This window comes from Flavobacterium melibiosi (assembly GCF_048158545.1).
Classification (GTDB): Bacteria; Bacteroidota; Bacteroidia; order Flavobacteriales; family Flavobacteriaceae; genus Flavobacterium; species Flavobacterium melibiosi.
In genome coordinates this window covers 138,917-160,819 of the sequence record NZ_JBLNKU010000011.1, presented here as the reverse complement: position 1 = coordinate 160,819, position 21,903 = coordinate 138,917, and the positions used below count along the sequence as shown (strand labels likewise).

The 21,903-nt window shown below is 33.8% G+C and carries 21 protein-coding genes; 8 read left to right on the top strand and 13 right to left on the bottom strand.

All coding sequences use genetic code 11. From position 1 onward, the window contains the following. Positions 1–582 precede the first annotated feature (582 nt). A complete protein-coding gene (locus ACM55F_RS14000) occupies positions 583–1,818 on the bottom strand; it encodes an ABC transporter permease (protein WP_416854429.1) in 1,236 nt (411 codons plus the stop codon). A 112-nt stretch (positions 1,819–1,930) separates the two neighbouring features. Between ACM55F_RS14000 and ACM55F_RS13995 the strand changes: the two genes are divergently transcribed. Then, complete coding sequence (locus ACM55F_RS13995; RefSeq protein WP_416854428.1) at positions 1,931–3,148, top strand: exo-beta-N-acetylmuramidase NamZ family protein; 1,218 nt, start codon at positions 1,931–1,933, stop codon at positions 3,146–3,148. Positions 3,149–3,183: 35 nt separating this feature from the next. Here the strand turns inward: ACM55F_RS13995 and ACM55F_RS13990 are convergent, their stop codons facing one another. After that, the gene (locus tag ACM55F_RS13990; RefSeq protein WP_416854427.1) at positions 3,184–3,678 is read right to left on the bottom strand and encodes a YkgJ family cysteine cluster protein; all 495 of its coding nucleotides are present in this window, start codon (positions 3,676–3,678) and stop codon (positions 3,184–3,186) included. 92 nt (positions 3,679–3,770) lie between these two features. Here ACM55F_RS13990 and ACM55F_RS13985 point away from each other — a divergent pair, with 92 nt between their 5' ends. Next, positions 3,771–4,487, top strand: coding sequence for a class I SAM-dependent methyltransferase (locus ACM55F_RS13985; protein ID WP_416854426.1), 717 nt, complete (start codon positions 3,771–3,773; stop codon positions 4,485–4,487). 16 nt (positions 4,488–4,503) lie between these two features. Then, positions 4,504–5,046: a YfiT family bacillithiol transferase gene (locus ACM55F_RS13980; RefSeq protein WP_416854425.1), complete on the top strand. Its 543-nt coding sequence runs from the start codon at positions 4,504–4,506 to the stop codon at positions 5,044–5,046. A 119-nt stretch (positions 5,047–5,165) separates the two neighbouring features. Here ACM55F_RS13980 and ACM55F_RS13975 read toward each other — a convergent pair whose 3' ends face one another. The 7 genes from ACM55F_RS13975 to ACM55F_RS13945 all read right to left on the bottom strand — a co-directional run bounded on the left by ACM55F_RS13975 (position 5,166) and on the right by ACM55F_RS13945 (position 11,784). Next, entirely contained in the window at positions 5,166–5,798 is a 633-nt protein-coding gene (locus ACM55F_RS13975) for a 7-carboxy-7-deazaguanine synthase QueE (RefSeq protein WP_416854424.1), read from the bottom strand. 246 nt (positions 5,799–6,044) lie between these two features. Then, complete coding sequence (locus tag ACM55F_RS13970) at positions 6,045–7,712, bottom strand: tetratricopeptide repeat protein (RefSeq protein WP_416854423.1); 1,668 nt, start codon at positions 7,710–7,712, stop codon at positions 6,045–6,047. A gap of 16 nt (positions 7,713–7,728) precedes the next feature. Further along, complete coding sequence (locus tag ACM55F_RS13965; RefSeq protein ID WP_416854422.1) at positions 7,729–8,652, bottom strand: PstS family phosphate ABC transporter substrate-binding protein; 924 nt, start codon at positions 8,650–8,652, stop codon at positions 7,729–7,731. Positions 8,653–8,885: 233 nt separating this feature from the next. Continuing rightward, a complete protein-coding gene (locus tag ACM55F_RS13960; protein ID WP_416854421.1) occupies positions 8,886–9,680 on the bottom strand; it encodes an energy transducer TonB in 795 nt (264 codons plus the stop codon). 37 nt (positions 9,681–9,717) lie between these two features. Then, the gene (locus ACM55F_RS13955; protein ID WP_416854420.1) at positions 9,718–10,266 is read right to left on the bottom strand and encodes an ExbD/TolR family protein; all 549 of its coding nucleotides are present in this window, start codon (positions 10,264–10,266) and stop codon (positions 9,718–9,720) included. A gap of 19 nt (positions 10,267–10,285) precedes the next feature. Beyond that, positions 10,286–10,894, bottom strand: a complete 609-nt coding sequence (locus ACM55F_RS13950) for an ExbD/TolR family protein (protein WP_416854419.1) — start codon at positions 10,892–10,894, stop codon at positions 10,286–10,288. 71 nt (positions 10,895–10,965) lie between these two features. Then, complete coding sequence (locus ACM55F_RS13945) at positions 10,966–11,784, bottom strand: MotA/TolQ/ExbB proton channel family protein (RefSeq protein ID WP_416854418.1); 819 nt, start codon at positions 11,782–11,784, stop codon at positions 10,966–10,968. Between the two features lie 375 nt (positions 11,785–12,159). Between ACM55F_RS13945 and ACM55F_RS13940 the strand changes: the two genes are divergently transcribed. Together ACM55F_RS13940 and ACM55F_RS13935 are read left to right on the top strand one after the other, a co-directional pair. Beyond that, positions 12,160–13,680 carry a helicase HerA-like domain-containing protein gene (locus ACM55F_RS13940; protein WP_416854417.1) on the top strand — a complete coding sequence of 507 codons (1,521 nt, stop codon included), beginning with the start codon at positions 12,160–12,162 and terminating at the stop codon, positions 13,678–13,680. Positions 13,681–13,743: 63 nt separating this feature from the next. Beyond that, positions 13,744–14,106: a cupin domain-containing protein gene (locus tag ACM55F_RS13935; RefSeq protein WP_416854416.1), complete on the top strand. Its 363-nt coding sequence runs from the start codon at positions 13,744–13,746 to the stop codon at positions 14,104–14,106. 60 nt (positions 14,107–14,166) lie between these two features. Here ACM55F_RS13935 and ACM55F_RS13930 read toward each other — a convergent pair whose 3' ends face one another. After that, a complete protein-coding gene (locus ACM55F_RS13930) occupies positions 14,167–15,504 on the bottom strand; it encodes an FAD-dependent oxidoreductase (RefSeq protein ID WP_416854415.1) in 1,338 nt (445 codons plus the stop codon). A gap of 62 nt (positions 15,505–15,566) precedes the next feature. Then, positions 15,567–17,957, bottom strand: coding sequence for a penicillin acylase family protein (locus tag ACM55F_RS13925; protein ID WP_416854414.1), 2,391 nt, complete (start codon positions 17,955–17,957; stop codon positions 15,567–15,569). Between the two features lie 164 nt (positions 17,958–18,121). Here ACM55F_RS13925 and ACM55F_RS13920 point away from each other — a divergent pair, with 164 nt between their 5' ends. After that, positions 18,122–18,763: a flavin reductase family protein gene (locus ACM55F_RS13920; RefSeq protein WP_416854413.1), complete on the top strand. Its 642-nt coding sequence runs from the start codon at positions 18,122–18,124 to the stop codon at positions 18,761–18,763. Positions 18,764–18,765: 2 nt separating this feature from the next. After that, the gene (locus ACM55F_RS13915) at positions 18,766–18,885 is read left to right on the top strand and encodes a cryptochrome/photolyase family protein (protein WP_416854412.1); all 120 of its coding nucleotides are present in this window, start codon (positions 18,766–18,768) and stop codon (positions 18,883–18,885) included. A 143-nt stretch (positions 18,886–19,028) separates the two neighbouring features. On the opposite strand, the gene ACM55F_RS13910 is transcribed toward ACM55F_RS13915, so the two are convergent. Both ACM55F_RS13910 and kynU read right to left on the bottom strand, forming a co-directional pair. After that, positions 19,029–19,451: a YMGG-like glycine zipper-containing protein gene (locus ACM55F_RS13910; RefSeq protein WP_416854410.1), complete on the bottom strand. Its 423-nt coding sequence runs from the start codon at positions 19,449–19,451 to the stop codon at positions 19,029–19,031. 101 nt (positions 19,452–19,552) lie between these two features. Next, a complete protein-coding gene (gene kynU, locus ACM55F_RS13905) occupies positions 19,553–20,839 on the bottom strand; it encodes a kynureninase (RefSeq protein ID WP_416854409.1) in 1,287 nt (428 codons plus the stop codon). A 181-nt stretch (positions 20,840–21,020) separates the two neighbouring features. Here kynU and ACM55F_RS13900 point away from each other — a divergent pair, with 181 nt between their 5' ends. Next, positions 21,021–21,755: an SIMPL domain-containing protein gene (locus ACM55F_RS13900; protein WP_416854408.1), complete on the top strand. Its 735-nt coding sequence runs from the start codon at positions 21,021–21,023 to the stop codon at positions 21,753–21,755. Positions 21,756–21,903: the final 148 nt, after the last annotated feature.

Sequence of the window (21,903 nt, the reverse complement as noted above, 5' to 3'; positions counted from 1 at the left end):
TTTTGCGGGGTGCAAATGTAACAAGCGTTTTCTAATCTCACAAGCTTTTTAGAATCTTTTTTAGAAAATAAATTTTCTCCTTTAATCCAGTTTACTTGCCAGTCTATTAAAGAACGTATGCGTCATTGCGGGTGCAAAAGTACCACCTTTATTCGCTTTAACAAGCTTTTTTAATCACTTTTTTTCATATTTCCTTAACTTAAAATTTAACCCACTGAAAACATGACTCTTGAAACGAAAGTTTTTTCATCTACCCGACCCTCTCCATACTTTATCGATAAAAAAACAGGAACAACATTATATATAGGTACTCGAAATCATAATATTCTAAATAGAACTCCTCCTCCTATATAAGGAAACTCTAGGTATATTATTGATGTGATTTATCCTTCGGCGAAATCATAAAGTCGATTGAAACGCTACCCGCGTTAGGGATAGCAGCGGAAAGCCCGCAGAAAAATGCAATGAAATGGAATTTTTTGAGGACTTGAAGCGAATAGCCCGACCCATTATAAAAAAGAGGCAATTACCTATAACGATAATTGCCTCTTTTTTTATAATGGGGAACGCCCAAATGATATTTTAATCAAAACGTATTGCTTTGACTGGTGAAATTTTGGTTATTATATAGGAAGGAATTAATAATACCAAGAAACAAACTGTGACCGTGACTAGATTTAATAAAAGGATATATCCCCAATTTAGATATACTGGTGCTTGATTGACGTAGTAATTTTCAGGATTCAGTTGGATTATGCCGAATTGTTGCTGAATTAACAATAATGAGATTCCGATAAGATTACCCCAAAACAATCCTCTTACGATAAGGTAAAAGGCATTGTAGAGAAATATTTTTCGGACTGACCAATTATCGGCTCCTAATGCTTTTAGTATTCCTATCATTTGGGTTCTTTCTAATATTAAGACCAGTAGTGCAACAACCATATTAATGGTAGCGACAAGAATCATGACTACTAATATAACGATGATGTTGAAATCGAATAGTTGAAGCCACTCGAATATGTAACTGTATTTTTCGATTATAGTTTTGCTGTCTAATGTTGATGCTGTTTGTGCATAGACCTGCTCTCCCGTAGATTCTATAATATTAAAATCGTCTACAAAAACTTCGAAAGCGCCGATTTGGTCTGGAGCCCATTTATTGATACGCTGCATGTGGCGGATATCTCCTATTATATAGGTAGCATCGAATTCTTGAAAGCCAGAATTGAAAATTCCCGTGATTTTAAATCTTCGAATATTGGGCAACTGATTTTGATCTTCTTTAATGAAGAATGTATTGAACAGATTGCCTACTTTCAAATTCAATCTATTTGCAAGGAATTGTGATATCAGTACTTCTTGATTTATATTTTTTGAAAAATCAGGTAATTTACCTGAAACGAGATACTCCTTTATATTATCCCATTTATAATCGTTCCCCACTCCTTTGAAAATAATCCCTTCGAAAGCAGTTTCGGTTCTAATAATTCCAGCTTTGCTGGCAATCGCTTGGATGTGCTCAACTCCGGGAACAGATGTAAACTTCGGATAAAAATCTTGTTTTTTAGAAATGGGTATCAGCGTAACTTCAGATTGATTGTTATCATAATTTGAAATAATAATATGTCCGTTGAAGGCTGAAACCTTCTCTCGGATTTTTTGCTGCAGTCCTATTCCGGTTGCTACTGAAACAATCATCATAATCATGCCAATGGCAATTGCCGAGATTGCAATTTTTATAATTGGTGCAGATATGCTACTTTTATAATCTTTAGCAGTGATGAGTCGTTTAGCTATGAAATATTCTAAATTCAATTTGATTGTGTTTCTAATTTGGATTTGCTCCGCCAGTTTGCGTTGCCAAAGCCAAAAATACAGCTAAAACACGAACTACACTAATTGCCATTAATTTTATTTGAACCTATATATGAACTCATTTTTTAAAATATCGCTTTATTATATATTCTTAACAATCATTTCTACTTCCTGTTCTGCCAGAAAAACAGATACAAGGGGAAGTATAAAATCCGATTTAGAAAAAGTTGAAAACAATCCAAAAACAAAAATAAAGACAGGAGGAGATAATTACAACAACTATTTACCATTATTAAAGGACAAGAAAATTGGGATTGTAACCAATCAAACTGGGATTCTCTCCAATAAAACGCATTTAGTAGATTTTCTATTAGAAAAAAACATTGCTATCCAAAAAATATTTGCCCCAGAGCATGGTTTTCGTGGAACTGCTGATGCAGGCGAACATGTGGTTGATGGGAAAGATTCTAAAACGGGACTATCAATTATTTCACTATATGGAGACCATAAAAAACCGAAATCAGAGCAACTCGCTGGAATTGACATTATGGTTTTTGATTTGCAAGATGTGGGAGCTCGATTTTACACTTATATTTCTTCCTTACATTATATTATGGAAGCCTGTGCCGAAAATAATATTCCACTTTTAATTCTTGACCGACCAAATCCTAACGGACGTATTGTAGACGGACCAATTCTTGAGGAAGCATTCACCAGTTTTGTGGGGATGCATCCAATTCCTTTACTTCACGGAATGACAATTGGCGAATATGCGCAAATGATAAATGGTGAAAAATGGTTAAAGAATGAAGAGCAATGTAAATTGACCGTTATTCCCTGCATTAATTACAATCGAAAAATGAATTATAGCTTACCAGTAAAACCTTCACCGAATCTTCCGAATGACCAAGCCGTGAATCTTTATGCGAGTTTATGTCTTTTTGAAGGCACAAATGTGAGTGTAGGAAGGGGAACTGAAAAACAATTTCAAATTTATGGTTCTCCTTATTTACCGAAAAGTGATTTTAGTTTTATTCCTAAACCAAATTTTGGAGCACAAAAACCAGTTTACAATGGAGTACTTTGTTATGGCGAAGATTTGTCAACACATTCAAGACTGAATCAACTCGAATTGAAATGGATAATTAAAGCGTATCAAACTACAACGGACAAATCGAAATTCTTCAATCCTTTTTTTACCAAACTTGCAGGAACTAAAAAATTGCAACAGCAAATAGAAGCTGGAACTTCGGAAGGTAAAATCAGAGAAAGTTGGAAAAAAGGATTAATTGAGTTCAAGGAACTGAGAGCCCAATATTTGATATATTAAAAAAGAAACAAGAAGCAAGACTTGCCATAAATTAGTTAGAAAGGCAATTTCTTCTTCATTTCTTCAACAATGTTAAATGCAGCGGGACAAATAGCAACGTTTTTTAGTGTCAGATCTGTTATCTGCTGAAACTTTTTTCTATCCGTATGTGGAAATTCTCTGCAGGCCTTAGGTCGAACATCATAAATCATACATGCATTTTCATTATCCAGAAAAGTACACGGCACACTTTGCAACACATAATCCCTGTCTTCGTCAATGCGAAGATATTGCTCGGTAAACTGTTGTGGTTTTTGACGCAAATATTTAGAAACACGCTCAATGTCGGCATCCGTAAATAATGGTCCAGTAGTTTTACAGCAGTTCGCACACTTTAAACAATCCGTTTTCTTAAATTCGGCGTCATGTAAATCCTGCATCACGTAATCCAAATTCTTTGGCGTCTTCTTTTTCAGCTTATCGAAATACTTTTTATTTTCGATATGCTTATCTTTGGCTTCTTTAGGAAGATTGTTTAAAATATTATTCATTCGTAGATTTTTTTTTTCGGTTATTCGATAAAACATTCCGCGAAATTACTTAAAACAAATCAACAAATTACCAAATTAATACATCAACTATAATGAAAGACCTTTTTGGCAAAGCCATACTTGATTTTCAAACTAATAATTCCCCGGAAGATTTAATTACAGAAACCTCCATTTCCGAAGAAGATGAAATGAGTGTTGAATATCTATTTCGTTCTTATGATGAGATGCCAAAACTGGAGCAGAAAGCTTTACAACTGGCAAAGGGAAAAATTTTGGATGTAGGTTGTGGTGCTGGAAGCCATAGTTTGTATTTACAAAACGAAAGAAATTTTGATGTTCATTCGATTGATATTTCTCAAAATGCAATTGAAGCCTGTCAACTACGAGGTTTGAAAAATGCTCAAGTTCAAAACATTCTTGAAATGGACTCTGATAATTCTAAAAATAAATTTGATACCATTTTATTATTAATGAATGGTACCGGCATTTTTGGAACACTAAAAGACACAACTAAATTTTTACAGAAACTAAGAAGCTTGCTAAACTCAAACGGACAAATTCTAATTGATTCTTCGGATATAATTTACATGTTTGATAATGATGAAGATGGTGGAAAATGGATTCCAAGTAACGGTTATTACGGCGAATTGACTTTTACAATATGTTATAAAAACGAGAAAGAAGACCAATTTCCTTGGCTTTATTTGGATTATAACACCTTGCAAAATGCGGCTTTTGCCAATGGATTACAAAGCGAATTAATTCTTGAAGGAGAGCATTATGACTACTTAGCTAAACTTTCGATTTAAAAGAAAACATTATATTATGAACAACTCAGCATTAGAAAAATTACGTTATCCTATCGGGAAATTTATCGTCCCGGAAATATATTCAAGCGATTATCTCAATACTAAAATAGCAGAAATCGACAGTTTCCCAGAACGATTAAAAAAAGAAGTACTTTATTTAACCGAGAAACAACTCGAAACACCGTATCGACAAGATGGCTGGACTATTCGTCAAGTAATTCATCATTGTGCCGACAGTCACATGAATTGTTTCATCAGGATCAAATGGGCGCTGACCGAAGATAATCCAATAATAAAATTCTATCACGAAGATCGTTGGGCTGAATTACATGATAATTTAACAATGCCTATTCAACCTACTCTTTCTTTTCTGGAAGGTTTACACTTTCGCTTGGCATATTTAATGAATAGTCTATCTGAAGCAGACTTAGAAAAAACCTTTATTCATCCTGAAAATAACAAGCAATTTAAAATTAAAGAAATAATAGGAACTTATGCTTGGCATGGAAACCATCATTTAGCACATATCACAGCATTAAAAAAACAAAAAGGCTGGTAGTTCTAAGGAACAATGTCCACTAGGCAATCAGATTGCAAGAAGTAAGCAGTCCAAAACTAGTTTAAACTATATTTAATTTAAAACCCCAAACAGCAATTTGTTGTTTGGGGTTTAAATTTTTAAGGAATATTCAAATATTTATGCGTTTGTAAAGAAACGCGCCATTTCGGATTATTCATCACATAATCTACAATCAGCGGAGTCATTTCTTCTTTTTTACTCCATTCAGGTTGCAGAAATAGAATGGCATTACTATTTACTTTTTCAGCTTGCTCTTCAGCAAAAATAAAATCATGTTTATTATAAATGATAACTTTCAACTCATGTGCATTATCATAAACAGTTTGTGTCGGTAATTTATTTTTCTTTGGAGACAAACAAATCCAATCCCAGGCTCCTGTAAGCGGATATGCTCCTGAAGTTTCAATATGAACTTTTCTATTATTCTCTTTTAGCTTTTGCGTCAACAAAGTCATATCCCACATTAAAGGTTCACCACCAGTAACAACAACAGTTTCTGAGTATTTGCTTGCATTTGTAACTATTAAATCAATACCTGTTGGAGGATGTAATTCAGCATTCCAACTTTCTTTAACATCACACCAATGACAACCCACATCACATCCACCAATTCTAATAAAGTATGCTGCTGTCCCAGTATGAAATCCTTCCCCTTGAATAGTATAGAATTCTTCCATTAATGGTAGCATGGCACCTTTATTAACTTCTAATTGTATTTCTTTTGATAACATTATTTAATTTTAAAGTGCAAAGATAGTTAATTTGAAAATGAGTTAATTTGATATTGGAAAATGCTTTCTGAAAAACACTAATAATAACTATTACCCTGGATAAAGCACCATCTTTTTCAGGGCTTGACAACCGAAAAAAGAGCGGATAACAGGACGGATTACACCAATTAATCCAAAAGATTATGCTCAAAAAAAAACCGATAGTTCTTTTGAAACTATCGGTTTTAGTATTTAAAAAAACCTTGTTTATTTCAAAGTTTTCAAAGATTCAATTGCATAATTATTTGTTGGATCTAACGCAAGTGTTTTGTTAAAGTATTCGATCGCTTTAGCTTTGTCTGTATTAGCATAACTTGCAGCAACGTTATTATATGACTCTATAACTTTAGCTTTTGTTGCCTTTTTTTCTAATTCTTCAGCACCTTTTTCAGTAACAACTTTAATATAGTCTTCATAATATTTTACCATCATGTCATCTTTTTCAAGCAATCTATTAGTTCTTGCTCTAAAGATATAAGCATCTTGAGTAGAAGGAGATGCTTCGATAACATTTCCAAAAGCTACGTCAGCTTTTTGCAACGCAATAGAATCTGGTTTCACAACATCTTTTCTAGTATTGTCATAGTATAATGAGTTTCCTAAATAAAAATTGTCAAGCAAATAATTTCTAGATTCTTTATTTGTAGTTGCAATTTCATAAATTGCGCCTGCTTCTTTGAATAATTTTTGTTCGTACAATTTTTTTCCAAGATCAGCTAGATTATTAGTGATAGTAATTTCCATTTCAACCGCTTTCTTAATATCCGCAATACCATTGTTAAAAAGAGTAGGATCTACCGTTTTACCATCAACACTTATTGCCTTTTTAATCTTAGAAAAACCTAAATATTGATAATCTACAGCAAGTACTTTATTTGCAGGAGTTGCAATAAAACTTTCTAATGATTGAATTGCAACATCAACATTTCCATTTTCATATGCAGCAAAGCCTAAATAACGTAAAATTCTAGGATTAACTTTATCCAGTTCTTTCATTTTATTAGCCTCAACTTCTAATGCTTTATAGTCACCCGCTAAGATTAAAAAGTCAGCATGACGCATACGAGAAGCCATAGAATAATCCGTTAAACTCATGTATTTCTCATAATAATCCAATGCTTTTTGAAGGTATTCTTTACCTTTAGCCGGCTCATTTCTTCCCCATAAATAATAGGTCTCAGCTAATTCACGATAAACTGGTCCGTAGCTTGCATTTGTCGCGATTACAGCATCATACGCTTTTACCGCTTCTGTATATGCTTTAGCTCCTTTAAGTAAAACACCTAATTGCATTTTAGCTCTAATCAAAGTTGGATCAGCCGTAAAAGCATCACGATACGCTACGTAAGCTTCATTCTGGTTTTTATCACCATAAAAAGCATTCCCCAGTTCAAGTAAAACTTGCGCATCTTGTGGATTATTAATTTTCGCTCTACTTAAAATAGATAGTGCACTTTTATAATCAGGTTTATTAGCTGCCATATAAGCTTTCCCAATATAAACAAATTCCTCAACATCTTTCTTCTTCAAATCTTTAGAAGCCAATGCAAAATTAGTTTGTGCTGCTGCAACATTTCCGTTATCTAATTCTAATTGAGCTAATCCAATATAATTAAGTTTAGCCCCATCGCCAGCACTTAATCCCTTTTGAAAATAGATTTTAGCGCTATCAGCCACATTTTGTGTAAGGTACACATTACCCAAAAGAAACGAGACTCTTCCAGATGGTTTAGTATTCATTATCGATTTCAAAATCGATTTTGCGTTCTCAAATTGCTCTGCGTCAATTGCTTTTTTTGCCTGATTTAAATCTTGAGCCTGGCTTACGCTTACCGAAGCCAATAAAGCAACACTAAAAATTTTAAATTTATTCATCTTTATTATAGTTAATTTATTTTTTATCATTTCCACTTTTATTTCTTATTGTAATATTCCTTCCAGGAATACGAATAGGAAGTAATCCTGATTTTAAAATTATTCTTTGCCCTATATCTCCGGCAACGAATGAAGCAAAGCCCATTCCCAAGCCAGAATATCCTTGACAATTTATTATATACAAATCACGTGCCAAAGGATATTTCCTTTCAGCAATATTATTTTGTGAAGGCGTAAATGCCCCATCTCCTGTTAGTCCTTTTACATTTAAAGTATTTACGTTATCAACATACTTTTGCATCACTGGTAGTGGCTGAGAAAGCCAATTAACTCCAACTACGCCAATCATTCCATCGTTTTCTGACACATATTTAATAACCTCATCATTAGTTTTAAATGAAAAAACACCTTTCTCAGGTATGGCTTTTATACCTGCCAAAGAATTCATGTATCTTACTGTACTTGAATTTGGGTTATCAAAGACTAATCCTTTAATTGATGTAACTGGCTTACCTTGCATAAAACTAATCACATCTTTTAACGACACTATAGTGTCATTATTACTTTTATTAGAGATAAAAGCAACCGCATCCGTAGCAAAAACTGTTATTTTAGGGACAATTTTTCTCTGTTCAAAAATTTTCAATTCCTCAGTTGTCAAATTCCTAGACAAAACAACAATTGCGCCTTCTTCCTTGAACAAAGAATTAACTGTTTCTGATTCTGATTTTGGAATAAGTTTAATCTTAGCATCATATTTACTTTCAAATACAGCTACTTGATCCTCAAGAATAGGAGTTAAGGTTTCATCTACATAAACAGATGCAGAACCTTTTAGAATAGTTTCTTTACCTTTCGGACTTTTAGATTGATTACAGGCAAAGAACATTATAATTACTGAAACAAAAATAAAATACGGAAGTTTAGCATAATTTTTCATAATCTAGTGTTTATTATCATTAATAATTCGAAAAAACCTAAAAGAAGAGTATACAATAAGTAATATGCCAAAAGCAATTCTATAATTAGCATGAATTGCTAGAGGAAAATTCTTCATAAAGATAATCAATAAACCTAAGACAAGATAAACTAGGAAAAACAAAATCCCCAAAACAAGAAGAAATCGCTCTTTGAGCGATTTCTTCTGAATATTAATAAGTATGCCCTTTAACATTATTCTGCTGATTGGATAGTAATAGGTAAAGAATAAAGTACTCTCACTTTTTTACCGTTTTGTTCACCAGGTGTCCATTTAGGACATTTTTTTAACACGCGAATAGCTTCTTTTCCAGTACCATAACCGATATCTCTAATTACTTTAATATCTGTTAAAGAACCATCTTTTTCTACTACAAAAGTAACATAAACTTTACCTTTTAATCCTTCTTCTTCAGGAGTCTGGTAATTGCTACCAACAAATTTATAAAATTTCTCCATTCCTCCAGGAAAATCAGGCTTTACCTCGATACCAGCAGTGTTATAAATTTGAGTATCCTCTTCTACAACTGCACTAGGACCGTTACCAACTGGTTCAACAGTTAACTCAGCATCAGGATCTCCTTTTATAGTTTCTGCCCCTAATTTTTTGTCTTTTATTTCAACAATTTTTGGCGGCTCTTCTGTAACCTCTTCTGCTTTAGCCACAACTGGCTTAACAAATTTCACCTGATCTACTTTTGGAGGAGGAGGAGGAGGAGGAGGAAGATCTTTTTTAACTTCTTCTTTCTTCGGTGGTAATTTTATTGCCGTAATTTTAGTGTCTAATGTTTCTGCTTCATCTGAACTATCAGGAAGAAGACTTACGATAAGAGGCGCACTAACAGCAAGAGCGAAAACAATCGCGCCAAGCACAAGAGCTTTAACCGTAGTCTTCGTATTTGTTTTTCTAAGCTCATAAGCACCATAGGCCTTATTACGCCCTTCAAATACGATTTCAAGCCATTGGTTTGTGAATATATCTAATTTCATTTTTCTTAATTATTAGGTTATTGAGTAATAAGAAATCTTATTTACCTTCTAACAATTTTTGTTCCTCAGGTGTAAAATCATTTACAATTGCATAGGTTGGTACATCAACAATTGCCATTTCATCTAGTATATCAACTAAATTACGGTAATTTGATTTTTTACTCGGTTTGATAATTACAATCATTCCTTTATCCTTCTTTCCTGTATATTCTATTACTGATTTTTTTCTTTTCAGTAATTCTTTACGAATACCATCTTTACCATAAGAAATATCTTTAGGACCAGCTATTGGAGTTGCTAACAAACCCATATAATATGTCATTTTATTATTATCTCCTAATAATACTGTCATAGTTCGGTTTTCATCAACTTTTATAGGCTTATCCTTATTTTTATCGTCTTCCTTATCTGGCAAACCCAAACTCATCGATTGAGGTTTAGACAACGTAGTAGTAAGCATAAAGAACGTGATTAATAAGAAAGCTAAATCTACCATAGCAGTTAAATCTACTTTTGAGTTCGATTTTTTACTTCTTACTTTTCCACCTTTTTTGCCACCACCGTCGCCGGTATTTAATTCAGCCATTTTAGTGTATTTTTTTTAGTTATTTATCTTTTGCTCTCAAACCAGTAACTAGATTGAAGCTGTTGATTTTTTGATCTTGTAAAATATCCATCACTTGTTTGATAGCTGGATATTCTTCTTTTGCATCACCTTTTATAGCAATTTGCAATTCCTTGTCTGCAATTTCAATATTTGCAATACGAGAATTGTAAATCCACTCTTTCAGCTGATTATCAAGCGAATCTTTAGGAACGCCTGGTTGACCTGCTTTCCCTCTATCAGCAGCTTTCATATCAATAATTTGCTTTAGACTTTGAATTGGCACACCAAAACCGTCCATTAATGCAAATTTATTTGAATCATCTTCAGTAAAAGTTACGCCATACTTTTGGCCCATTAATTCCAGGGTTCTTTTTCTAACTTCTCTACCTTTTAAGTCAAAGAATACTTTTCCTCCTCCAACAGTAATAGTAGCTAAATCAGTTTCTGGCAACTTAGTTTGAACGGTTGATGCAGGCGTATCTACTGGCAATGCTTCTGGTATCTTAGCTGTAGCAGTCAAAATAAAGAAAGTAAGCAAAAGAAAAGCCACATCACACATAGCCGTCATATCAATAGACGCTGCTTTTTTGGACATTTTTATAGCCATTAATATATTTTTTAATATTTATAAGAAAATAGCACTTTAATAAGACTGCTATTTTCTTATAAAATAATTAATTATTTTTGTGTACTTCTGTAGTGTCTGTAAGTATTTACAATTGTATTACCTGCCTCATCAATAGAATAAGTCAAAGTATCAATTTTAGAAGTAAAAAAGTTATAAGCTACAATAGCTAACGCTGAAGTCGCGATACCTGTAGCAGTATTGATAAGTGCTTCAGAGATACCATTTGCAAGTGCAGCTTGATCCGGAGTACCAGCAGCAGCCAAAGCACCAAATGCTTTAATCATACCCGTAACCGTACCTAATAAACCAGCAAGTGTTCCTAAAGAAACTAATGTAGAAAGAATAGTCATATGTTTTTCTAACATTGGCATCTCTAATGAAGTAGCTTCTTCTATTTCTTTATGTATAGTTTCAGCAGCTGCTTCGCTATCTAAACCTTCTTTTTTAACGTCTTGGTATTTCAATAAAGCTGATTTTATTGCATTAGCAACAGAACCTTTTTGTTTATCACATGAATCTATAGCTCCTTCGATATCACCTGTAGTGATAGCTCCTTGCACTTTTTTCATGAATTGATCAAGATCTCCTTTACCGGCAGCTTTTGAAATTACTGCGAAACGCTCAAATGAAAACACAACCACCATTAATAATAATCCTAACAATACCGGTACAATAGGTCCCCCTTTGTACACCATCGCTAAATAATTTCCAGGGATTGGGTGACCTGTATTTACTCCTCCTTCAAAATTCGCACCATTCCCCATTATAAAATTCCACACTAACCATCCAACAAAAACGCATGCTACAATAATGATACCTGAAATCATTCCTCCTCCTTTTGAACCGTTTTCTTTTTTAACGTTTGCCATTTTTTTTTAATTTTAATAGTTTTAAATAATTTGTTCTTTTAGTTATAATAAACTTGTAGTGGAGCAAATTTATATTTTTAGTTTAAATAAAAAAACTTTTTTTAATTTTATTCTAATTAATTTTATTCAAAAAAAATATTTTTCGATTTTTGGTTTGCATTTATATCAAAATTAACAAACAAATGAGTTATTTCACAAAAAAAAACATACTTTTTTATGACATATTGAGATAATATTTCAATAACTAGGCCGAAATAGTTAAAAATATTTTTTTTTGTTATTAACAATAAAAAAGCAAGAAAACTGCAGTTAACACTTTATTTATACATATTAGAAAAATTAATACCTTACAAATAATTTTAATTCGAACATATTATGAGCAGAAAAGAAGATTTCATACAGCACATTACTAACGGCTATATTTCAAAAGGAGAAAGCATTATTTTAGGCGGAGCGATACTTGACGGCGAGGCTTTGGCTGATGCTCACGTAAAAATACCATTAAAAACATTGAATCGTCATGGATTGATTGCGGGAGCAACAGGGACTGGAAAAACTAAAACCATTCAAGTACTTTCGGAACAATTATCCTCTTTTGGAATCCCGGTACTAATGATGGACATAAAAGGAGATTTTAGCGGCATCGCCAAAGAGGGGGAAGAAAAACCATTTATTACCGAACGGCACGCTAAAATAAACATTCCGTATAGCGTTTCAAGTTTTCCGGTTGAATTATTAACTTTATCTGAACAGAATGGTGTTCGTCTTAGAGCAACAATATCAGAGTTTGGCCCTGTATTATTCTCCAGAATATTAGGCTTGAATGACACGCAATCTGGCGTGGTATCAGTTATTTTTAAATACTGCGATGATAATAAAATGCCTTTACTGGATCTTAAAGACATAAAAAAAGTAATCAATTACATTACAGAAGAGGGAAAAGATGAAATCGAGGAACACTACGGCCAGATTTCTACTTCAACAACGGGCACTATCCTCAGAAAAATAATTGAATTGGAACAACAAGGAGCGGATCTGTTTTTTGGAGAAATGTCTTTTGACGTAGAAGATTTAATGCGCATTGACGAAAATGGAAAAGGATACATCAATATCTTGAGACTGACTGACATTCAAGATAAACCAAAATTATTTTCGACATTTATGTTGAGTTTGTTAGCCGAAATCTACCAACAAATGCCTGAAAAAGGAGATTCGGATCAACCAGAATTAGTTATTTTTATTGATGAAGCTCATTTAATTTTCAACGAAGCCAGTAAAGTATTATTAGAACAAATTGAAACTATAGTAAAACTTATTCGCTCCAAGGGAATTGGGATTTACTTCATCACTCAAAACCCAATGGATATCCCAAGTGGTGTTTTGGCACAATTGGGTTTAAAGATTCAACATGCTTTGAGAGCTTTTACAGCCAATGACCGAAAAGCTATTAAACAAACGGCTGATAATTACCCTACATCTGAATTTTATAAAACTGATGAAATTTTAACCAGCCTTGGAATTGGAGAAGCGCTCGTTACTGCATTAAACGAAAAAGGAATTCCCACACCACTTGCGGCTACGATGATGCGTGCCCCGATGAGCAGAATGGATATTTTAACCGAGAGTGAAATTCAGGAAATCAATAACAAATCTAAACTGGTAAAAAAGTATAGCGAACTTATTGACCGCGAAAGCGCTTATGAAATGCTAAATAAAAAAATTACCGTTATTGAAGAAGCAGCAGCAGAACAAGAGCAAGAAAAAACATCTAAAAAAGAGGAAAGTAAAGGACCAAGTACAGCTAGCGTAGTAGGGAAATCAGTTTTAAAAGTATTAACCAGTGCTACTTTTATAAGGGGTGCTTTTGGTGTTTTGACAAAAATGTTTAAAAAATAACATTCTACATTACCCTTTTAGAATTAAAACTCTAAAAGGGTATTTCAAAAAGTAATATTAAAGATGAAGAAATATTTTATTCAAAAAGTTCCTTTTATAGTTCCAACAACAGATGGTAAATTAATAGAAGAACATCACGGAATTGCAACCACAAACAATCCCGAAATTTCGATTGCTCACATGATTGCGCCTCCTAAATGGAGCGAGCCCTTTCAAACACCTGAATTTGAAGAATACACCTATGTCATAAAAGGGAAAAAGCAATTCATCATTGAAAATGAAGTTGTAATTCTTGAAGCTGGCCAATCTATAAAAATCGAGAAAAATACTCGAGTGCAATATTCCAATCCTTTTGATGAACCCTGTGAATATATTGCGATTTGCAAGCCTGCTTTCGATTTTACTAAAGTTCACCGTGAGGAATAAATAGTGTAGATAATAAAGACTAAACTATCGTAAATATATTTAAGCAAACAACTTAAAAAACTATTGCAGCAACTCCAAAATTTTATTCTCTACCGCTTCGCTATTCCAAATATTCTCGATGTTTTCAATTTTCAAAATTTCTTCCATAATAGCATTTTGATAATCTCCAATAGCCAAAGCTTCGGCATAAGGACGATCACTAAAGGTTACTCTGCTATAAAGCGGAATCCATTTTTCCGGATATTTATCTGAGAATGATTTTTCGATTTTCTTTTGCAATAGGAATTTTTCGTCAGCCGTTTTAGAACTCATTTCCATAAAATTACGATAGGAAAGTTCCGCAATAGCATCTGCATTTGGTTTACGGGATTTTTGATATTCAGAGAAAATCGTTTTCCAATCATCTCCATACTCTTCAATCATTTCATAAAGAATCGAAATATCCTCAAAGCCCGCATTCATTCCTTGCCCGTAAAATGGAACTATTGCATGACAAGCGTCACCAATTAAAGCAATTTTATCTTCATAAGTCCATGGAAAACATTTCATGGTCACTAAAGTACTTGTTGGATTTTTAAAGAAATCCTCAGTCAATTTTGGAATTACATCAATAGTATCCGGTAAATTCTTTTCAAAAAAAGCTTCTACCTCTTTTTGATTTTTCAAAGAAGCAAAAGAATTTTCCCCTTCAAATGGCATGAATAAAGTACACGTAAAACTACCGTCTAAATTGGGTAATGCGATTAACATATATTCACCTCTTGGCCAAATATGAAAAGAGTTTTTATCCAATTTATGAGTTGCATCCGAATTTGCAGGAATGTTTAATTCCTTATATCCAATGGGTAAAAATTCTTGCGAATAATCAAACATACTTTGGCGTTGCATGCGATGACGGATTCTAGAAAAAGCTCCATCGGCACCAAAAACCATATCGTATTTTTTTTCTTCCCAAGCTCCTCTTTCAGTTTCACCAATATGTAAAGTCGCATCATCAAGGGTTACATCCCAGATTTTATGTTCAAAAAAGAATTTTGCTCCAGCGGTTTCCGCCAAATCAATCATTTTTCTATTCAAAGTTCCTCTGGAAATCGAGTAAATAGATTCCCCTTCTTGTCCGTAATTTTGAAAATTAAGTTTATCAACAAGATGAATAGCACGTTTGTCCATTGGAATTGCAATCTCTCGCACGGCATCGCCCACTCCCACACCATCAAGTGCTTTCCAGCCTCGGTTAGACATGGCTAAATTAATAGAACGACCTGAAAACTGAATTTGTCTGATATCTGGACTTCTATCATAAACATGAACTGTATGCCCTGCTTTGCGAAGGTAAATAGCTAACAAAGATCCTACTAATCCAGAACCTACAACCGCTATTTTTTTGGGAGTTTGCATTAATTTTTTATAAAAAGTTAGGCAAAATTACTGATTTATTATTTTAAGGACTTTAAAAGCTGTTACTTTTTATGCGGAATAAAGGCTAATTTTGTTGAAGTTCTAACAATCTCCTCCTTATTCAGTTTCATTCTTCTAAATTTCCCTGCGTTATATAACTCCGCTTGATCGCTATAATGTGCACTTAATGGATTTCCAGATTGTCCCGTCGGGAGAATGCTCCAACTGTTTTCTATATCAGAAAAATCAATAATTCTTCTTGTTGAAGGACCTCCTTTTACGATATAATTTCCATCATCGGTAAAATCAAAAAACAAATTATTAATGACTTCTGTAGCACCCGAAACTTCAAAAGGACCCACGTTAAAAATTCTTCTTAAAGCAGCCACTTTCCCCAACGGATGCTGATGTTCTACCGTATGAACTTTATTCCAAGTCCAATCAGAAACCGAAGTTCCCAATTGCTTTTCTAAAGCTACAATCGACTCTTTAAACGATTGTGAAATGATTTTACTGCGCGTTTCTTTTTCATTTTTAGTGCTAATATTATCCCACCAAAGTGATTTTTTATTAGTAATTTGTTTTGCAATGATTTGCTTCATGATGTGCGTTCCTAAAAACTGCTTAAAATTTTCAACACCAAGTTCGTCTTCAAAAGTATTTTTCAAATACAGATAAACCCATTTGTTATAAATAGTAGGTGCTACATCTCCAAGATTATTGGAACCTTTCCATTCTTTCAAAAAAGTCAGAGCTTCTTTCTCATTTTCAGAAAGTGTTTTCTGATCTACATTTAAGATTAACTGTTTAACCACTTCCGGAGCAACTGATGATGTATTATCAAAAATCATTTCTCCTATTGCAGTTTTATCCCAATTTGATTTTGGTTCTAATAATTGAGTAATTCTTTTTGCTCTGTCTTCCGGAAGGTAATAACCTGGATATAAAAATCCATCTATGGGTTCCGGCTGGTTATTCGCTGAATAGACATAATTCCATTTTGGATTTTCTGCCGATGGGTTTTTGGAGAAATCCAGATATTCTTTAATATCATCTTTTCCACTTGCGCCATCCAAAATAAAATTAGGATTTACACCCGCATTATGCTTGTATAATTTTCCCGTTGCCCACCAAGCCACATTTCCTTTGGCATCACCATACATCACATTCAAACCGGGTGCCGCTATTAAACTTACCCCTTTTTGAAAATCTGCTTTACTTTTAGCATGCGAAATTTTATAAACAGCATCCAAAATTTGTATAGGTTGTTGTGTATAAATCCAAGACATCGAAACGGGTTTGTCTTGCTGTAAACCATCAATCAAGTCATTAACAACTGGGCCGTGGCGCGTAATTTTTACATTCAAAACCGCATCAGTAGAATCTTTTACTTTTATAATTTTTTTTCGAATTTCATAAGCGCTGAAACCGTTTGGTGTCTTGTACGTTTTTGCATCATTTGGATTATTCTCCTCTTGATACAAATCGATATCGTCATTCTCAAACATCGTTAAACCATACGCATACTCGCGATTGTGTCCTAACAAAGGGTAGGGAGTTCCTGCCAAATAACAGCCGTACAATTCAAAATCTGGCGTTACTAAATGCGCTTCATACCAAGTTCCGGGTTGCGAAAACCCAATGTGTGGATCATTAGCAAAAATAACTTTCCCATTTTTCGTTTTCTTTGGTGCAATAACCCAACTGTTACTTCCTATAAAAGGAGAAATTGGGGACTGCTCTAAAATCGAAGCTACCGACTTTGAAATAGCGATATATTCTTGAGATGTTTCTTTGGCATTTTTAATTCGGGTGGTATTAAACGAACCATCAATCCCAAAATCCTTGAGATACTCCATTCCGTATTTGTTTCGAATATCAGTCAATAACGGATCTGATTTTTGAGCCATCGCAAAACTAAAAGACATATAACCAAAAATATTGTAAACATCTTTAATCGTAAACTTCTCTTTTTTAACCCCCACCAAACTGAACTCTATTGGCGTTGTTCCTTCTTCTAAATATTGATTAATTCCATCCAAATATGCTATACTCAATTGGTAACTTGGGCTGTTTTTATCTAAAGCTGCAATTGCTTTTGCTGAAGCTTCTTCAATTCCAAGTCCTGCAAAGAATTTATCATTTTTTAGTGCAACTGAGCCAAAAATCTCCGATAATCGTCCCGGTGCAATACGACGCATCAATTCCATTTGCCACAATCGATCTTGGGCATGAACATAACCCAAAGCCATCATTGCATCCTTTGAATTTGTCGCATAAATATGAGGAACACCAAACTCATCAAAATAAACTGTCGTTTCTTTCTGAATGTTTTTCAATTGCAATTTGCCCTCGTATTTTGGTTTCAGATAAAACCCATAAATAATTAAAGCTACCGCTAAAACTGCTACTAACGAAAGTAAAACCAGAAGGACTATTTTAAGTTTTTTCATTTTTAAATAAATTGATAAACAAATATATAGGATTTGAAAGTTATTTAAAAACAATTTATTTAAACGAGTGTGGTTCTGGGAAAATCGATTAAATACAATTATTTTGTTTAATTTATTTTAAAATTAATTAAACAAAAAGTATATTTGTTCCAAATTAAAAAGATATGAAACACATTTCTAGAGACGATATTTCTCAAATGGAGAAAGTCGAAAGATTGAATTTAATCAATTCCTGTACCGGTTATAAGTCAGCTAATTTACTTGCTACAAAATCCCTTGATGGAAAATCTAATGTAGCTATTTTTAGCAGCGTGACCCATTTAGGAAGCAATCCTGCACTGATAGGATTTATCATGAGACCTACCACCGTTCCCAGAGATACGTATAAAAACATCCGAGAAAATGGTTATTTTACAGTAAATCATATAACTATAGATATGATTGAAGATGCGCACCATACCTCTGCAAATTATGAATTAGGTATTTCTGAATTTGATAAAACTAATTTAGAAGAAGAGTACAAACCTAATATTGAAATCCCATTTGTAAAAGGAAGCCCAGTTCAATTGTATTGCAAATATGTGAATGAATATTACATCAAGGAAAATGATACGATTCATGTGATTGCGTCTATTGAAAACTTATTTTTTGAAGAAGAATTGGAGCATAAAGATGGCTGGTTACAAATTGACCGAGGAAATGTTGTGGCACTAAATGGTCTTGATGGGTATTGTTTACCCAAACTAGTAGATCGTTTTCAATATGCTCGAAAAGAACTTCCAACCACTTCATTTTTCAAAAAATAAAAATGAAAAAACTGCGGCTAATCCTTGGCGATCAATTGAATTTAAAGCACTCCTGGCTTCATAAAAATGATGTCAATACTTTTTATGTACTTGCCGAAATTCGTTATACTAGAATTTCCTAGATAAAAAAAGTACTTTAAAGGAACCCAACCTATCGGAATCATGCTAAATTTATGGATTCCTATTAAGCCGAAACATCGATAAATAAAAAAGAGTGTATAAATTCGATACGAACTTACACACTCTTAATTATTAAAGAATAAATTTATTCCTTTTTACTCCCGTCTATAATAGCTCCTGTTCCAGCGCCTATACCAGCACCCGCAACACCTCCAATTATAGCTCCTTGAACTTTTTTCTTACTTATGATTGCTCCCGTCGCTGCTCCAACTCCAGCTCCAATTACAGCACCTTTAGCAGTACTGCTCCAACCTTTCTTTTGTGTGGTTGTAGTAGTTGTAGTGGTAGCTGCCGGTTGATTGACAACTATAACTTCCTTTTGAGTTTCAATTTTGGTTTCTTCAATTTTAGCCATTTCAACCTGCATGGAATCAATAACTCTTTGTTTCTCCATTTCAACTTTCATCGAATCTACAGTCGCTAGCTTCGCTTTTTCGATTTCCATTTTCCCTTGATTTTGACAAGAAACAACAACTGCAGCTATAAGTATAAAATATAAAGCTTTCATAATTTTAAGTTTTGTAATTAATAACTATGCAAAGAAACATTCAAACCTGTTAAAAAGTTTTATACAATTTAAACTATTTTTTATATAATTCTATGTCTGAATTATTTTAGAATCCCTGATTTTAATATTTGTCCAAAGTGATACATGTCTTCAAAAGAACAATATAATGGAACTGGTGCTAATCGAATAACATTGGGTTCGCGCCAATCGGTAATCACGCCATTTTTCATTAAGAAATCAAACAAACTGCGCCCTTCCCCATGAAGCAACACTGATAATTGTGACGCTCTTTCTGAGGGATTTGACGGTGTAATAATTTCGAAACTACTATCCACTTCTTTGTCTATTTCATGCAGAATAAATTCTAAATAGGAAGTAATTGCATTTCTTTTTTGAATTAAAGCGTCCATTCCAATTTCATCAAACATTTCTACTGACGCTAAATAAGGTGCCAAAGAAAGCACTGGTAAATTACTTATTTGCCAACCATCAGCACCACGAATTGGATCAAAAGTGGGTTCCATTTTGAAACGACGTTCTTTATTATGTCCCCACCAACCCGCGAATCTTGGCAACTCCGAATTGTTGTGGTGTTTTTCATGAATGAAACAACCGGAAGCATTTCCAGGACCAGAATTCATATATTTATAACTGCACCAAGCTGCAAAATCGACATTCCAATCGTGCAATTCCAGCTTTACATTTCCTGCAGCATGCGCTAAATCCCAACCTACATAAGCACCAGCTTTATGACCAGCTGCTGTTATGGTTTTCATATCAAAAACTTGCCCAGTGTAATAATTGACACCGCCAATTAAAACCAAAGCCAACTCCTCTCCTATTTCTTCAATTTTGTCCAAAATATCTTCTAAGCGAATGTTGTGTTCGCCATCGCGACGCTTGATTTCAACAATCGCATCTTCCGGTTGTATCCCGAGGTTTCGGGAGTGAAAATGAACCTGACTTTGAAACATATATTGATCCGAAGGAAATGCTTTTTCCTCACAAATGATTTTATATCTGGTTGCTGTAGGTCTGTAAAAGGAAACCATCAACAAATGAAGATTGACCGTTAACGTATTCATCACGGTAACTTCGCTTGGTAAAGCACCCACAATTTTACTCAACGGATTTGCAAATCGTTCGTGGTAATCCCACCATGGTTTTTCACTGTAAAAATGACCTTCAACAGCCAAATTTGCCCAATCGTTCATCACCTCATCTACATATGCTTTAGTTCGTTTAGGTTGTAATCCTAAGGAATTTCCTGTGAAATAAATTACCTTTTTCCCATTGACCTGCGGAAAAATAAATTCGTCTTGGTATTTATGTAATTGATCTTGTGAATCAAGTTTTTTTGCAAATTCAAGGGTATTTTCGAATGTCATGATTTGTATTTTGTTTTGTAAAAGTAGTAAAAAAAGGCTGATACATAAAAGACTTTTCGCCGATTGAGGACACTCAAAATAGTTAAAATTCCGGGTGAGAAAAAATAGTTCCCTAATACTATACGGAAATAAAAAACAACTCGTTATTATTTATATTTAATTGAATTTAAAATCCTTAGCTATGCTTAAAAACAGTTTGAACGTCATTATTATTGCTATCGCTGTGGTAATTTCCTCCTATTTATTTTCGAATGCTTTTCAGAATCGAAATAAAAGCAACAATACCATAAGTGTTACCGGTTCCGGAAAGAAAGATTTCGTATCGGATTTAATTGTTTGGAGCGGCTCTTTTTCTAAAAAAAGCATGACTTTGAAAGAAGCTTACGCAGCATTGGATTCTGACAGAGAGAAAATAAAAAGCTATTTATCAGGCAAGGGAATTGCTCCGAATGAAATGATTTTCTCAGCGGTTAATTTCAATAAAGATTTTGAAACTACCTATAACGAAAATGGAACGACAAGACAGCAAATTTTCAGTGGATTCAACTTAACACAAAGCGTGAGCATTCAATCTAAGGAAGTAAATAAAATTGAAGAACTATCAAGACAATCAAGTGAATTAATCAATTCGGGAGTGGAATTTTATTCTACTCCTCCTGAATATTATTACACAAAACTTGCCGAGTTAAAAATAGAAATGATTGCCGAAGCCACAAAAGACGCGAGTATCAGAGCAAAAAGCATCGCTGAGAATGCAGATGCGAGTTTAGGAAATCTAAAAAAATCGGATATGGGTGTTTTTCAAATTACGGGACGAAACTCATCGGAAGATTTTTCTTATGGCGGTTCCTTCAATACGCAATCCAAAAACAAAACGGCTAATATCACGGTGCGACTCGTGTATCAAGTGAATTAGGAATACAAATCATAAATTATCTTGTGTGAGGGATGGAAGCGGCATCCTTTATTTTCTTTCTTTAAGAAAATAAAGATACAGCGTACAGCCCGACCCGCTTTTTCAGCGGGACACACCAAAAAAAAATCTCGCCATTACTGACGAGATT